Here is a 13,930-nt window from a genome sequence, read left to right on the forward strand (position 1 = left end):
TGCCATTCTGGAGGCATGGCGCAGACGGAGACGACGAAGCCCAACCCCACCGTCCCGGGCCGCCCCTGTCCGGCGGCCGGCGCGCTGAGCCTCGTCGGCGAGAAGTGGTCCCTGCTGGTCGTGCGCGAGCTCCTCCTCGGCGTGCACCGGTTCGACGCCATCGCCCGCAACACCGGCGCCCCGCGCGACCGTCTCACCGCCCGCCTGCGCGCCCTGGAGGAGGCGGGCGTCGTCGAGCGCCGCGCCTACAGCGAGCGCCCGCCGCGCCACGAGTACCACCTGACCGACGCCGGCCGCGACCTCGCCCCGGTCGTCACCGCCCTCGCCCACTGGGGCTCCACCTGGCTCTACGACGAGCCCCCGGTGGTCTTCCACCACCGCGACCACGTCGCCGTCCTGGACACCACCCCCACCTGCACCGCCTGCGGCTCCCCCGCCGACCACCTCACCCCCCACCCCCACCCCTGAGCCTCACCCCCCAGGCCGCCACCACGTCCCGGGCGACCACGAGGATCCGACCGCCGAGCAGGCCGACCTCGTGCGAGCAGCCCCGCTCGTGCGGCAGCACCTCGTCGAGGGTGACGTCGCCCAGCCCCGGGAGCGATCCGCCGCCGGTGCGCGCCCGCTCCCCGTCGGCCTCCACGGCGAAGGAGGAGACACCGGTGTACGCCAACGACAGGCCCGCGTCGTGCTTGAAGGGGTTGGGCTCGAAGGTCAGCGTCAGGTCGAACAGCCCCGCCCCGCCCGGCGCCATCGCGATCCCGGCCGGCCGCAGGTCCTTCACGCACCGGGGCCCGTAGAAGTCGTAGTGGCCGGGGTCGGCGGCGAAGGCCCGGGCACCGGGCGGCAGGCGGGCGGCGAGCCCGGGCAGCGCCTCCAGGTAGGCGTTCGGGTCCAGGAACCGCACGCGGCGGCCGCGCTCCTCGCGGTGAAGGGACACCAGGCGCATCGGCCTCTCCTGCTCTTCCGGTGACAGCGGCCAGGGGAAGTGTTTACACGGGGAGGCGGGGAGGCAGGGGGGCGGGGTGGGGAGATAAGGGGTCAGGGACGGCGGAGGGGGGCCGGATGCGGGCGCTGCGATTGCACGGGCCCCGGGACCTGCGGGTGGACGAGGTGCCCGAGCCCCGGGTCGTGCCCGGGACGGTGAAGATCCGGGTCGGGTGGAACGGCATCTGCGAGTTCGACGTGCGCAACTACCTCGACCCCGTGCTGCCCGACGAGTACCTCCACCCCGTGCTGCGCACCCACGGACCGCACGTGCAGGGCCACGAGTTCTCCGGGCGGGTCGTCGAGGCCGCCGCCGACGTGCGCGGAGCGCCCCAGGGCGCGGTGGTGGCGGTGGAGCCCCTGGTGTTCGACGGCAGCTGCGCCGCCTGCCGCCGGGGCGAGTACAACCTGTGCGAGAACTCCGGGTTCATCGGCCTCATGGGCGGGGGCGGCGGCATGTCCGAGTACGTGGTCGTGCCCGCCGACCGGGTGCACGTGATGCCCGAGGACGTCTCCCCCACGGTGGCCGCCCTGGTGGAGCCCCTCGCCGTGGCCTGGCACGCGGTGGGCCGCGCCTGCCTGTGCGAGGGCGACACCGTGCTGGTCGTCGGCGCCGGAGCGGTGGGCCTGGGGGTGCTGATGGCCGCGCGGGCGCGCGGCGCCGCGCACGTGACGGTGAGCGAGGCGTCCCCGCTGCGCCGCCGGGTCGCCGAGGAGCTCGGCGCCGACCTGGTGCTCGACCCCGCGGAGACGGACGTGGTCGCCGCCGTCCGCGGCTCCGCGCCCCTGGGGGCCGACGTCTCCTTCGAGACCTCCGGCACCGGGACGGAGGCGGTGGCGACGCTCATCGGCGCCCTGCGCAAGGGCGGCCGGGCGGTCACCGTGTCCGAGGGGCGGCCGGTGGTGCTGGACGCCGCGGTGCTGGCCTCCACCGAGATCGGCCTGGTGGGCAGCTTCGGCTACGGGCCCCTCGACTTCCCCGAGGTGATCGAGGCGGTCGGCCGCGGGGTCCTCCAGCCCAAGGAGCTGATCACCGGCCGGCTCTCGCTGGAGGAGGCGCGCGAGAAGGGCTACGAGGAGCTGATCGCGCACGGCGACGACCACGTGAAGATCCTCGTGCACCCCTGAGGCCCGGGGCCGCCCGCCGGGACGGGCGGCCGTCCGGTCAGTCGGGGCGGCGGGCCAGGAGAAGGGCGAGCGCGCACAGTGCGGCCGCCGCCACCAGGACCACCACCGTCTCCCCGGCCGCGACCGTCCACACGTCGGCCGCCGACGGCCCGTCCGGTCCGTTCTCCGCGAACAGGGGCCGGACGACCCCGAAGCCGACCTCGACCACGTAGGACAGGGCGGCCGAGAGCACCAGGGCCGGGACCGGGCTGCGCAGCAGCGCCGCGACCACCAGCCCGAGCGCGCCGTACAGGACCAGGTGGGCGGGCAGGACCGGCAGAGCCGCTCCGTACAGGTCCGAGCCCCACCAGAGCAGCCCCTCCGGGTGCGACACGGGGACCGGTCCGACCGTGGACCACCCCTCGACGCCCACCACGAACAGGGTTCGCAGTCCTCCCGCCAGGAGCCCGAACCCCGCCAGGCAGAGCACCATGATCCCGATGTCCGGCAGCGGCCAGTCGCGCCGCCCCTGGCTCAACATGAGGTCGCGCCGCCCGCGGCCGCCCAGGACGAGCGCGCCCCACACCGCGGCCGCCAGCAGGGGCAACGAAGGGTCGCCGCCGAAGGTGTGGCGTTCGATCGGCAGGACCAGGTCGGCCGCCCGGCGCAGCACCGGGAGGTCGAAGAACACACCGACCACCGCCAGCAGCAGGGCCACCGCGGCCACCGCCACCAGGATCCGCTGGTGTCTCCAGGCCGGCCACCAGCCGTGCTCCGTGCGCTGTGCGAAGTCCGTGCTCATCGTCGTTCCCCCTTGTTCCCGGCACCCGCCAGATAGGCGAGCGTGATCTCCTCCAGCGACGCCGGCTGTGCCGACCACCCCTGTGGCGGGGCGGGGCCGTCCGTCTTGACCAGCGCGCTCACCTGGCGCCCCGTCCGGCTGTCGGACACGACCGTGTGCCCGTCCAGGTGTCCGGGGTCGTCGTCGGCCACTCCGACCATGCGCAGGTGGTCCGCCTCGATGTCGGCCACCGCCCCGGCCAGCGCCACCCGACCCCGGGCCAGCAGGAGCAGGTGGTCGCAGAGCCCGGCGAGGTCGGCGAACACGTGGGTGGACACCAGCACCGTCAGATCCCCGTCGGCGACCTCGGCCATGAGCAGCCCGGACACGCGGTGCCGCACCAGCGGGTCGAGGTCGGCGAAGGGCTCGTCCAGCAGGGCGACCCCGGTACGGCGGCCCAGGGTGAGGGCGAGCGCGACCAGGCTGCGCTGGCCCCCGGACATGCGCCCCACCCGCACCCCTTCGGGCAGGTCCCCGGCGGCCAGCACCCGCCGGGCGGTCGCCTCGTCCCAGTCGGGGTTGAGCGCGCGGCCGGTGCGCAGGACCTCCTCCGCGGTGAGCCCGCCGGGCAGGGGCTTGTCCTGCCCCAGGTGGGCGGGTCCGGGGGTGCGGGCGAGCGGGGACTCCCCCCGCACCAGAACCCGCCCCTCGGTGGGCGCGGTCAGCCCGGCCAGGACGCGCAGCAGCGTGGTCTTGCCCGCGCCGTTGCGGCCGAGGACCCCGCACACCGCGCCCGCCGGGATCTCGAACGTGCACCCGTCCAGCACCCGCCGGCCCCGGCGGGTCTTGACCAGCCCTTCGGCGGCGACGGCCGCTTCCCCGGTCATCGGTCTCCTTCCTTCCGGTCCTCTCGGCCCCCGAACACGTCCTCGGTGACCGACGCGACGAGCGCGGCCACGTCCTCCGCCCCCAGCCCGGCCTCCCGGGCCCGCCGCATCCAGTCGGCCAGTGCCGAGCGCAGCGGCGAGTCGGGGGCGGCGGCGTCGCTGGCCAGCGACCGGGTCACGAAGGTGCCCAGGCCGCGCCGGGCCTCGACCAGGCCTTCGCGTTCCAGTTCGCGGTAGGCCTTGAGAACGGTGTTGGGGTTGATCGCGGTCTGTTCGACCACCTGCTTGGCCGTGGGCAGCCGGTCCCCCGGGCGCAGGACGCCCAGCCGGAGCGCCTGTCTGGTCTGCTGCACGATCTGCATGTACGACGCGACGCCCGACATCCGGTCGATGCGGTACTCGATCGCCTTCACCACCCTTTCACTAATTGATTAGTGAAAGGGTGGCACAAGACGACCCCTGGCGCAACGGGGCCGGAGGCGGCGCGCACCCTCGGCCCGACGGTGTCCGCGTCATGGCGGAAGGCGCCCCGGCGAGGACCTCGGCCTCGAAGAGAACCTCCGCGATTCCATGAAATCCCCGTCAAAATGTGCCAAGTTCCTACTTTCCCGGCAGTGCGTCCGGTCGCGGATGTTTCCCTTGTCCGGACAGATCATCACCATGAGTGACGAAAGGGGCGCCATGGCACAGCCGAGTGGTACGGCGCCGGGGACGAGCCGCAACCACTGGATCCCGCTGGGCGTCGCCACGGCCGTGGCGGTCCTCCTGGTGGTCGTCTGGTCGCTGCTCGACGCCCTGCTGCCGGGGGCCCAGCGGGTCCGCGCCGGGGACGAGATCACGCTCGGCCAGGGCGGCGGGTACCGGGCCGCGCTGACGCTGCCCCAGGACGGGTGGCACCTCGACGTCGGGGCCAGCCAGGCCGGCCAGACCTACCGCTTCCACCGGGGGCCCGTGGACCTGACCGTCACCTCGGTCACGCCCGTCGGCGACCCGCTGCCCGACGCGGAACGCCTGTGGGCGGGCATGGGCGACATCGTCCGCGCCGGGGACCCCACCGCGAGGCTGGGCGAGCCCGAGGCGATCACCACCGAGCAGGGCGTCGAGGGGCTGACCGGGGTCATGCGCAGCCGTTCCGAGGAGGGGGCCGCCGTGCTGTACCCCTCGCCCGACGGGGAGTTCGCCGTGGAGATGACCCTGGGCGGGGAGGACGCCACCACCGCCGACCTGAAGGCGGTCGCCGACGTCGCCCGCGCCGTCACGTTCACCGAGGAGGGCGGACGATGAGCCAGGCGCCCAACGACCCCCGGACCCCCGACACCGCGGCCGGGACGGTGCCCGCCCAGCGCCGGCGGCGCAGGAACGGGCCCGGGCCGCAGCGGGTCCCGGCGCCCCGCGCCCCCGAGCAGACCGTGGCGGGGTACCGCCTGCCCGCCTTCGTCTCCATGGTCGTCATCGGCGTGCTGTGCCTGCTCGGGCTGGTCACGCTGGCGGTCCGGCTGGGCGGGACGGTGCGGGTGTTCTTCGCCGAGGCGGCGCTGGGGCTGGTCTTCGCCGCCGCGACGCTGCTGTTCGGGTTCTGGCTGTTCCGGCGCATCCGGCCGGTACGCGCCCCCGACCCCGCCGCCTCGCTGGTGGCGGTGGCGTGGGGGCTGACCGCGGCGACCGGCGGCGCCCTGCTCGCCAACAGCGCGCTCACCGGGGTGTGGTCCAAGACCCTGGGGCTGGAGTTCTCGGCCGTCTGGGGCGCGGCCATGACGGCGCCGTTCAACGAGGAGCTGTTCAAGCTCGCCGGGATCGTCCTGGTGGCCGTGGCCTTCCCCCGCGCCGTGCGCGGGCCGGTCGACGGGTTCGTGATCGGCGCCCTGGTGGGCCTGGGCTTCGAGGTGACCGAGAACCTCATCTACGGGCTCAACACGGTGGTCCAGGCGGGCGGGGTGAACGGCGGCCTGGCCGTGGCGCAGACGGCCGTCCTGCGGGTGCTCCTCACCGGCCTGGGCTCGCACTGGGCGATGTCCGCGGTGGCGGGGGCCGGCGTCGGCCTGCTGGCGGCCGCCGGGTGGCTGCCGGGCGGCCGCCGGGTCCTCGGGGCGTCGGTCCTGGTCCTGACCGCGATGGCGATGCACTGGCTGTTCGACTCGCCGCTGCTGGACGGTTTCGCGGGCATCGTCTTCAAGGTGCTGCTGAACTTCGGGATCGCCATGGCGGTGTACTTCGCCGCCCGCCACGCCCACCGGCGCCGGGTCCGCAGGGCCCTGGCGCTGGAGGCCGAGGAGGCGGGGCTGCGCCGCTCCGCGGCCGTCGCCCTGGCCCGGCGCCGCGCCCGCCGCAGGGCGCTGCACGAGGTGCCCGAGGCGGAACGCGCCGAGGCCCGGCGCGTCCAGGCCCTGATGGTGGAGTCCGCCGAGGACCGCGCCTTCGCGCACACCGTCTGACCGCATGGACCCGCCGGGGAGGGGCCGGGGCCCTCCCCGGCCCCTCCCGTGCGCCTCAGCCGCTCGCGGCCAGCAGCTCCCGGGCCAGTTCCCGGAAGTGGGCGACCACGGCCCGCTCCCGTCCGGGGGCGGGCACGACGCCGGCCCGGCGGTCCGCGTCCCACTCGTAGGCCAGGTCGAGGAAGGACCTGTAGTCGTGGTCGCCCTCCCCGTGGGCGGCGGCCAGGCACAGGTGGTGGTACACGTCCTCGGCCGCCGCGGCCGCGCGGGCTGCGTCCGGCTCGCCCCCGAGGAGCCGGGCGCAGAGGTGCCGGGCCGCGTAGAGGTGGGCCTGCCCCGGGGTGGGCCAGGACAGGCCCAGTTCCGCCAGCGCCTCGGTGAAGAGCTCCTCCGCCGGGTCCGTGCGCCCCAGCCCGGCCACTTCCCGCAGCGCGGGCGAGTCCAGCCCGCGGGCCAGGGCCTGGGCGGCGACCATGGGCAGGTCGGCGGGCGGGGCGCCCAGGACCGCCTGGACCAGTTGTCCGCGCAGCACGTCCATCGGTGCTCCTAGGGGGTGGGCCGGACGAAGCGGTGCAGCAGGGTCCCCTCGGACTCCAGGATGAGGCGGGGGCGCAGCTCCAGGTCCGACGGGACGCCGAAGGCGATCCGGCGGGCCTCGCCGCCCGCCAGCAGCGGCACCGTGGTCAGGCACAGCTCGTCCAGCAGGCCCTGGGCGGCCACGTCGGCCAGCAGTGAGGGGCCGCCCTCGCACAGCACCCGGGACAGCCCGCGGCCGGCCAGGTCGGCCAGGGCCGCGCCCAGGTCCACCTCGATGCCGCCGTGTACCAGGACCCGGTCGGCGCCCAGCTGGGCGCGGGCGCGCTCCAGCGCGTCCTCCCCCGCGGCGGCCCGGGTGACCATCCACGCCCCGCCGCGGCCCCGGGCCGGGGCGGCCAGGCCCGGGGGCACCAGCGCGGAGCGGCTCACCACGGCGACGTCCGGGTGCGGCGTGCGGCCGGGCCGCATCCGCGGCCCCGGGCGGCGGTAGCCCTCGGCGCGGGCGGTCCCGGCGCCCACCAGGATCACGTCGGCCAGGTCCCGCAGCAGCCGGTAGACCTCGTTGTCGGGCGGGGTGTTGATGGACCCGGTCAGCCCGTCCCCGCCGGTGGACGCCCCGTCCAGGGTGGCGACCATGTTCGCGCGCGTCCACCGCTCCGGGTGGGCGTACAGCACCGCCAGCGCCTCCCCGGAGACCTCGTCCCCCGGGGCCGCCGTGCGCGGGGCGATCTCGTTGAGCAGGACCCTCATCGCCGGTCCCCGGGCCAGACGGCCACCAGGTACAGCACCCCGAAGGGGTCGTCGGCGTAGAGCAGGCGGGGCCCGGCGACCGGCGCCCCGGAACGGGCGTGCGCCATGGCCTGGAGGGCGGAGCGGCCGTTGATCATCAGGTCCGCGCACAGCGCGGGGTCCAGGTCCAGCAGCGCCGAGGCGTCCCCCTCTGCCAGGGCGGTGCGGATCGCCCCGTCCACCGGGAAGGTCCGCTCGTCCAGGTGGCCGGGGGCGCGCAGGCCGCGGCGGGCGCCCGCGTCGGCCATGACCAGCAGCCCGACCCGCTCGGGGCGGTCGGCGACCGCCCGGCCCCGCCGGGCCGTCTCCGCGGGGTCGGCGTCGGCGGCGATGGTGCCCATCTCCACGGGCACCCGGACACCCGTGTCGTCCAGCAGGCGGCGGGCCACGGCCAGGGAGGTCGGCAGCGCCTCGGCCGTGGGGACACGCTCCCCCGGTCCGCCGAAGGCCGACACGGGGATGCGGCCCCGGACCCGCTCCGCCGAGCGCGCGTCGGCGCCCAGCACCACGATCACGTCCGGTGCGGCGGCGACCAGCGCGCCGACCGCCTCCTCGCACGCCTTGCGCAGGTCGGCGGCCACGTCCCGGCCGCCGGTCAGCTCCCGCAGGAGCAGAGGCGGCGACGGGCACACGGCGGTGGCGACGATCAACGGTTCCCCCTTCCGGAGCGGCGGCCCCTCACGCCAGCCCCCGCACGGTCCGCGCGGGGGGCCGCACCCCGCGGATCGAGGCGACCATGTCCAGGACCTGCCGGGTCTCGGCCACTTCGTGCACCCGGTACACCCGGGCCCCGTGCCAGGCGCACACCGCGGTGGCGGCCAGCGTCCCGGTCAGGCGCTCCCCCACGGGCAGGTCCAGGGTCTCACCGACGAAGTCCTTGTTGGACAGCGACACGAGGACCGGCCACCCGGTGGCGGTCATCTCGTCCAGGCGGCGGGTCAGCTCCAGGGAGTGCCAGGTGTTCTTGGCGAAGTCGTGGGCCGGGTCGATGAGCACCGACGCCGGGTCCACCCCCAGCGCCACCGCGCGCTCGGCGAGGGCGACGGTGGAGGACACCGCGTCGGCGACCACGTCCTCGTAGCGCACCCGGTGCGGCCGGGTGCGCGGGGTGACCCCGGCGGTGTGGGTGCACACCAGGGCGGCCCCGAACTCGGCGGCGACCTCCGCCAGCCCGGGGTCGTAGCCGCCCCAGGCGTCGTTGAGCAGGTCGGCCCCGGCCTCGCAGACCGCGCGGCCCACCGAGGCCCGCCAGGTGTCGACGCTGATGACGAGGTCGGGGAACTCGGCGCGGACGGCGGCGACGAAGTCGACGACGCGGCGCTTCTCCTCGTCCGCGCCGATCTCCTCACCGGGCGCGGCCTTGATCCCCCCGATGTCCACGATGTCGGCGCCCTCGGCGACGACCTTGCGCACCCGCTCGAAGGCGGGCCCGTCGTCCCAGGTGGCGCCCTTGTCGTAGAAGGAGTCGGGGGTCCGGTTGACGATCGCCATCACCAGCGACTCGTGCCCGCCGTACTCCCGGCCCCGCAGCCTCATCACCGACCGACAGCTCCTCCCAGCACCCGGGAGCGCTCCGGCCCGACCCCGGCGGCCGGCGGGCGCTCCACGGTACTGACCGTACCCGTGCGCGGGCGCCCGTGTCCGTCGGAGGTGTCGAACCAGCGGATCGCGACGTCGCCGCCGTGCTCGATCCCGCACCGCCGGTCGGCGATGGCGAGCAGCTCGGTGGCCATGGCGCCCAGGCCGCGCAGCGACTGGTGGCGGTGGGCGCGCCGCCCCAGGTCCACCTGGGCCACCGCGCGCACCCCGCACCGCAGGTGGGTGTCGATGAGCACGGCCAGCTCGACGCCGTACCCGGTGGGCACCGACAGCTGCCCGAACAGGTCCCGGCGGATCGCCCACTCGCCCGACAGCGGCTGGACCACGCCGGACAGCGCGGGCCAGCGCAGCGCCAGGGTGGGGCGGGCGACCAGCTCGGTGACGCGGCCGCCCTCGTGGCTGACCCGGGCGCCGCCGGGCAGGTCGAGCAGCCGGTCGTAGAACCCCTTGACCAGCCCCACCCCGGGTTCGGTGAGCAGCGGCCCCAGCAGGGCCGAGACGAAGTGGGTGTCCCATTCCACGAGGTCGGCGTCGAGGAAGACGATGATGTCGCCCGAGGTGACGAACTGCGACTTCCACATCGCCTCGCCCTTGCCGCGCCGGTGCCCCAGGTCGGGGCGGACGTCGACGGTCCGGTGGACGGTCGCCCCGGCCCGGGCCGCCGCCCGGCCGGTGCCGTCGGTGGAGTCGGAGTCCATGACGACGACCTCGTCGAGCAGGGGCGTGCGCTCCACCAGGGCGGCCCGCACCCGGGAGACGATGCCCCCGACGGTGGCCTCCTCGTTCCGGGCCGGGACGACCAGGCTGACGGTCAGTCCCCGCTGTCGTTTGAGGTCCAGGAGCCGCTCCGGCGTCCAGTCGGTGTGCCGGTAGGTGCGGTCCTCGAACCAGGTGTCGCTCACGAACTCTCCCCCAAGCCCTTCCACAAGCCCTCCCAGCGGCCAAGGTTACGACCCGCGGCGCACGGCGGGCCCACGCGCGGGGCGGACCGCCGCGCGCGTGACCCACTGTGCACGGCGCAGGCCGGGTCCGTGTTCCGCGCATCCTGAATCCCGGTGAAAACCCCGTTACCACCGGTCACGGGGACGGACGCCCCGGGAGGATCCGGGAATCCCGAGCAAGCCCTAGGCTGAACCGCAGAGGCGGAACGCTCGTCCCAGAGCACCGACCAGTCCCCGCCCCGACGCCAGAAGGACCTCTGCCCGTGCAGCCCCTGGATCCGACAGACCCCGAACGCATCGGCCGCTACCGGCTGACCCACCGCCTGGGAGCGGGCGGCATGGGCCGGGTGTACCTGGGGCGCACCGCCGCGGGCCGCAAGGTCGTGGTGAAGGTGATCCTGCCCCAGTACGCGGGCGACGCCGAGTTCCGCGGCCGGTTCGCCCGGGAGGCGGCGGCCGCCGCGCGGGTGGGCGGGTTCCACACCGCGCCGGTGGTGGACGCCGACCCCGACGGGGACCCGCCCTGGATCGTCAGCGCGTTCATCCCCGGCCCGTCCCTGCACGAGGTGCTGGTCGGGCGGGGGCCACTGCCGCACCCGACGCTTCGGGTGCTGGCGGTGGGCCTGGCCGAGGGGCTGGAGGCGATCCACGGCGCCGGGCTGACCCACCGCGACCTCAAGCCCGCGAACGTGCTCATGGCCTCCGACGGGCCGCGCATCATCGACTTCGGCATCGCCCGCCCCAGCGGGGACTCCTCCGGGCTGACCCGGACCGGGGCCACCCTGGGCACCCCGCTGTACATGTCGCCCGAGCAGGTGGACGCGCTGGAGGTCGGACCGGCCTCGGACATGTTCTCGCTGGGCACGGTGCTGGCGCACGCGGCGGTGGGGCGCAACCCGTTCGACGCCCCCACCCTGGCCGGGATCGTGCGCAACCTCATCGGTCCCCCGCCGGAGCTCCCGGAGGACGTCCCGGCGGACCTGCGGGACGTCATCACCCGCTGCTGGCGGCACGCCCCGGAGCAGCGGCCCACCCCGCAGGAGGTCGCCGAGACGGTCGGGGACGTCGATCCGGAGCTGGACTGGCCGGACTTCGGGGGCGGCCCGGCGGGCGGCCCCGCGACGGGGTCGGCCACGCCCCCGCCGACGGACCGCCCGGCGCACGGCGGCGGTCCGGCGTGGACGGGCTCCGGCGGCTCCCCGTCGGAGCACGGCGGCGGACGGGCGGCGACCCCCTCGGGCGGCATCCCGGCCTACGGCACCGGCGCGCCGGCGTACGGGGTGCCGACGGGCGCCCCGCGAACGGCCGTCCCCGCGGGGACGGCCTCCCGGGTGCCCGAGTCCGAGGAGTCCCTGCGCTCGGAGTCGGCGGTCTTCGACCGGCTGCGCGAGGGCGGCGACCACGCCGCGGCGCTGGCCGGCTACGAGCGCCTGCTGCCCCGGCTGCGGGAGTCCCTGGGGCCCGCCCACCCGCGGACCGTCAAGCTGCGGTCGCGGATCGCGGCCTGCAAGGAGGGCCTGGGCGACCACCGGGCCGCCCTGGAGGAGTACCGCTCCCTGCTGCCCGACCAGGCGGCGCTGCTGGGCGCCGACCACATCGACACCCTGGGCACCCGGTTCCAGATCGCCTACCAGCTGGGCGAGCTGAACGACCACGAGGCCGCGCTGGCCGCCTACCGCGCCGTCCTGCCGGACCTGGTCCGGGTGCTGGGCCCCGACCACGGCCACACCCTCACCGTCCGCGAGAACATCACCGACCACCTGTCGGCGGTGGGCGACCACCGGGCCGCCCTGGACGAGCACCAGCGCCTGCTGGGCGACCGCGTCCGGACCCTGGGCCCCGACCACCCCGACACCCTCGCGAGCCGCCAGGCCGTCGCCAACACCCTGGGGGACCTGGGGGACGACGCGGCCTCGCTGGCCGAGCACCGCAGGCTGCTGCCCGACCGGACCCGGGTGCTGGGGCCGGACCACCCGGACACGCTCACCACCCGGTTCGAGATCGCCTACCGGCTGGGCGAGCTGGGCGACCACGGGGCGGCGCTGTGGGAGGCGCTGATGCTCCTGCCGGACCTGACCCGGGTCATGGGCGCCGACGACCCCCGCACGCTGGCGTTCCGCCTGGAGATCGCCCGGCTGCACCGGCTCCAGGGGAACCCGTCCGCCGCGGGCGCCACCCTGCGCTCGCTGGCGGCGGACCTGGACCGGCTGCCGCAGGGCCGGGGCACGGACTCGCTGCGGACCCGGGTGCGGGTGGAGTCGGAGGTCCTGCGGGAGTGGACGCTGCCGCGCGCCCCGCAGAGCGGCCCCCCGCCCTACACCGGCTGACCGTCCCGCTCGGCCCGGCCGCCGTCCGGCGCTCCGGGCCACCCGTCCGCCGCGGCGGCGGCCAGGCGGTCCAGGCCGGCGGAGTCGACGAACGCGGTGTGGGTCCCGGCGGTGGTGCAGGTGAAGGCGCCCGCCACCGCCCCGGCCAGCACGCACTCCGCTACCGGGGCGCCGCCGAGGTACCGGTGCAGGAACCCGGAGATGAAGGCGTCGCCCGCCCCGTTGGCGTCCACGACCGGGCGCTCGGGGACCACCGCGGGGAAGTGCCGCGGCCGGTCCCGGCCGCGCTCCAGCACCCGGCAGCCCGCGGCCCCGTCGGTGGCCACGGCCAGCACGGCCCGGCCGCGCTCCAGTATCCCGGCCAGGACCTCGTCGACCCGGCCGCGCACGGCGGCGGCGCTCATGAAGACCAGGTCCGAGTTCAGGGCGTAGTCGAGGTGGTGCGGGTTCTCGCCGTCCCAGTCGTGCAGGTCGGTGGAGACGGTGGCGTCCAGTCCGGCCAGGTCCCGGTACAGGTCGCGGTTGTGGTTGATGATCGACATGTGCACGTGGCGGGCGCGCTCCAGGAACGGCAGCGCGAACTCCCGGGGCAGGCGCAGGTCGACGGGGTGGCGGCCGTCGTAGAAGGAGAACCGCCGCCCCTGGTCGTCGACGAGGTTGACGCCGCGGGGCGTGCCGTGCGGGGACACCAGGTGGGAGAAGGCCAGCCCCTCCTTCTCGTACCGCTCCAGGATCATGCGGCCCTGGAGGTCCTCGCCGAGGAAGTCGATGAACTCCACGGCCCGGCCCAGGTGGTGCAGGCCCAGGGCGACGCCGTTGCCGGTGTGCCCGACGTGGTCCAGCACCGGGGGCACCGACGCGGAGTCGCCCGCGGGAACGGCCAGGTCGGGGACGCGGACGATGGTGTCCACGCCGGTCCCGCCGACGACGAGGACATCGGTCCGGGGGTGGGTCACGTGCAGTCTCCTTCGGGGGTGGCGCCCTCGGGGGCGTCGAGCACGCCCGTGGTCACGGGCGGCGGGCGGCCGGGCAGCTGCGCGCCCTGGTAGACGATCTCATGGACGCCGCCGACCTCCAGCCCGTCGAACTGCTCGCGGGCCGTGCTCTCGGGGGTGTCGCCCAGGACGAACTCGCCGGCCCCGGTGACCAGGATCAGGTCCTCGCCGTCCTCGCGCTTGTCGCACACCTCCGTGGTGACGGAGCCCGTGATGTTCTCCCGGCCCAGGATGTCGAACAGGTAGGGGGCGAACATCCCCAGGCCGAGGAATCCGACGAGGAGCAGGACGAGGCAGCCGACGGCGAGCAGGCAGCCGCGCCCGCAGCCGCCCCGCTGCGCGGGCGGCGGCCCGGGGGGCCGGCCCTGCCCGGCCCGTATGTGCTGTTCGCGCTCCTGTTCCTCGCGCACCCGACGGACGTACTCGTCCATCTCCTGTTGGCGCCGCGCGCGGCGCGCCTCCGCTTCGGGTCCGAACTCGTCGTAGGCCATCCGCGCCCCTTCCAGGATGCGTGAACGCACGGAAGAAGCGTAGGTCGGGGTCGCGCG

At 75.8% G+C, this 13,930-nt stretch carries 16 protein-coding genes; 5 read left to right on the forward strand and 11 right to left on the reverse strand.

Annotated features, from left to right (window positions below):
- The first annotated feature begins 15 nt into the window (after nucleotides 1-15).
- Nucleotides 16-468, forward strand: a complete 453-nt coding sequence (locus K1J57_RS31580; RefSeq protein ID WP_220562337.1) for a helix-turn-helix domain-containing protein — start codon at nucleotides 16-18, stop codon at nucleotides 466-468.
- Here the strand turns inward: K1J57_RS31580 and K1J57_RS31585 are convergent.
- Entirely contained in the window at nucleotides 446-949 is a 504-nt protein-coding gene (locus tag K1J57_RS31585) for a hypothetical protein (RefSeq protein WP_220562338.1), read from the reverse strand. The genes K1J57_RS31580 and K1J57_RS31585 overlap by 23 nt on opposite strands.
- 116 nt (nucleotides 950-1,065) lie before the next feature.
- Here K1J57_RS31585 and K1J57_RS31590 point away from each other — a divergent pair, with 116 nt between their 5' ends.
- A complete protein-coding gene (locus tag K1J57_RS31590) occupies nucleotides 1,066-2,115 on the forward strand; it encodes an alcohol dehydrogenase catalytic domain-containing protein (protein WP_220562339.1) in 1,050 nt (349 codons plus the stop codon).
- 37 nt (nucleotides 2,116-2,152) lie between these two features.
- Here the strand turns inward: K1J57_RS31590 and K1J57_RS31595 are convergent, their stop codons facing one another.
- The 3 genes from K1J57_RS31595 to K1J57_RS31605 are packed head-to-tail and all read right to left on the reverse strand — an operon-like array spanning nucleotide 2,153 to nucleotide 4,175.
- Complete coding sequence (locus K1J57_RS31595) at nucleotides 2,153-2,896, reverse strand: hypothetical protein (protein ID WP_220562341.1); 744 nt, start codon at nucleotides 2,894-2,896, stop codon at nucleotides 2,153-2,155.
- Nucleotides 2,893-3,762, reverse strand: coding sequence for an ATP-binding cassette domain-containing protein (locus tag K1J57_RS31600; RefSeq protein ID WP_220562342.1), 870 nt, complete (start codon nucleotides 3,760-3,762; stop codon nucleotides 2,893-2,895). The genes K1J57_RS31595 and K1J57_RS31600 overlap by 4 nt, the downstream gene beginning before the upstream one ends.
- A complete protein-coding gene (locus K1J57_RS31605; protein ID WP_255646743.1) occupies nucleotides 3,759-4,175 on the reverse strand; it encodes a GntR family transcriptional regulator in 417 nt (138 codons plus the stop codon). Before K1J57_RS31605 ends, K1J57_RS31600 begins: the two co-directional genes overlap by 4 nt.
- 247 nt (nucleotides 4,176-4,422) lie before the next feature.
- On the opposite strand from K1J57_RS31605, the gene K1J57_RS31610 reads away from it, so the two are divergent.
- Together K1J57_RS31610 and K1J57_RS31615 are read left to right on the forward strand one after the other, a co-directional pair.
- Nucleotides 4,423-5,046 carry a hypothetical protein gene (locus tag K1J57_RS31610; RefSeq protein WP_255646744.1) on the forward strand — a complete coding sequence of 208 codons (624 nt, stop codon included), beginning with the start codon at nucleotides 4,423-4,425 and terminating at the stop codon, nucleotides 5,044-5,046.
- Complete coding sequence (locus K1J57_RS31615; protein ID WP_220562343.1) at nucleotides 5,043-6,194, forward strand: PrsW family intramembrane metalloprotease; 1,152 nt, start codon at nucleotides 5,043-5,045, stop codon at nucleotides 6,192-6,194. Before K1J57_RS31610 ends, K1J57_RS31615 begins: the two co-directional genes overlap by 4 nt.
- Before the next feature lie 55 nt (nucleotides 6,195-6,249).
- Here the strand turns inward: K1J57_RS31615 and K1J57_RS31620 are convergent, their stop codons facing one another.
- Genes K1J57_RS31620 through K1J57_RS31640 form a run of 5 tightly spaced genes read right to left on the reverse strand, consistent with a single transcriptional unit; the run spans nucleotide 6,250 to nucleotide 10,021 of the window.
- A complete protein-coding gene (locus K1J57_RS31620) occupies nucleotides 6,250-6,732 on the reverse strand; it encodes a hypothetical protein (RefSeq protein WP_220562344.1) in 483 nt (160 codons plus the stop codon).
- Nucleotides 6,733-6,740: 8 nt separating this feature from the next.
- Entirely contained in the window at nucleotides 6,741-7,481 is a 741-nt protein-coding gene (locus K1J57_RS31625) for a dihydrofolate reductase family protein (RefSeq protein ID WP_220562345.1), read from the reverse strand.
- A complete protein-coding gene (locus tag K1J57_RS31630; RefSeq protein ID WP_220562346.1) occupies nucleotides 7,478-8,170 on the reverse strand; it encodes a hypothetical protein in 693 nt (230 codons plus the stop codon). The genes K1J57_RS31625 and K1J57_RS31630 overlap by 4 nt, the downstream gene beginning before the upstream one ends.
- Nucleotides 8,171-8,198: 28 nt before the next feature.
- Entirely contained in the window at nucleotides 8,199-9,059 is an 861-nt protein-coding gene (gene folP, locus K1J57_RS31635) for a dihydropteroate synthase (protein ID WP_220562347.1), read from the reverse strand.
- Nucleotides 9,056-10,021 (reverse strand): glucosyl-3-phosphoglycerate synthase, encoded by a 966-nt coding sequence (locus K1J57_RS31640; protein WP_220562348.1) that lies wholly within the window; start codon nucleotides 10,019-10,021, stop codon nucleotides 9,056-9,058. Before K1J57_RS31640 ends, folP begins: the two co-directional genes overlap by 4 nt.
- Nucleotides 10,022-10,323: 302 nt before the next feature.
- Between K1J57_RS31640 and K1J57_RS31645 the strand changes: the two genes are divergently transcribed.
- Nucleotides 10,324-12,387 carry a serine/threonine-protein kinase gene (locus tag K1J57_RS31645; RefSeq protein ID WP_220562349.1) on the forward strand — a complete coding sequence of 688 codons (2,064 nt, stop codon included), beginning with the start codon at nucleotides 10,324-10,326 and terminating at the stop codon, nucleotides 12,385-12,387.
- Here K1J57_RS31645 and K1J57_RS31650 read toward each other — a convergent pair.
- On the reverse strand, nucleotides 12,375-13,343 hold the full coding sequence (locus tag K1J57_RS31650) for a carbohydrate kinase family protein (protein WP_220562350.1): 969 nt from the start codon (nucleotides 13,341-13,343) through the stop codon (nucleotides 12,375-12,377). The two genes, K1J57_RS31645 and K1J57_RS31650, sit on opposite strands and share 13 nt — an antisense overlap.
- Entirely contained in the window at nucleotides 13,340-13,903 is a 564-nt protein-coding gene (locus K1J57_RS31655) for a hypothetical protein (RefSeq protein WP_220562351.1), read from the reverse strand. The genes K1J57_RS31650 and K1J57_RS31655 overlap by 4 nt, the downstream gene beginning before the upstream one ends.
- Between the last annotated feature and the right edge of the window lie 27 nt (nucleotides 13,904-13,930).

The sequence above is a fragment of the Nocardiopsis sp. MT53 genome (assembly GCF_019598965.1).
Lineage (GTDB): Bacteria > Actinomycetota > Actinomycetes > Streptosporangiales > Streptosporangiaceae > Nocardiopsis > Nocardiopsis changdeensis.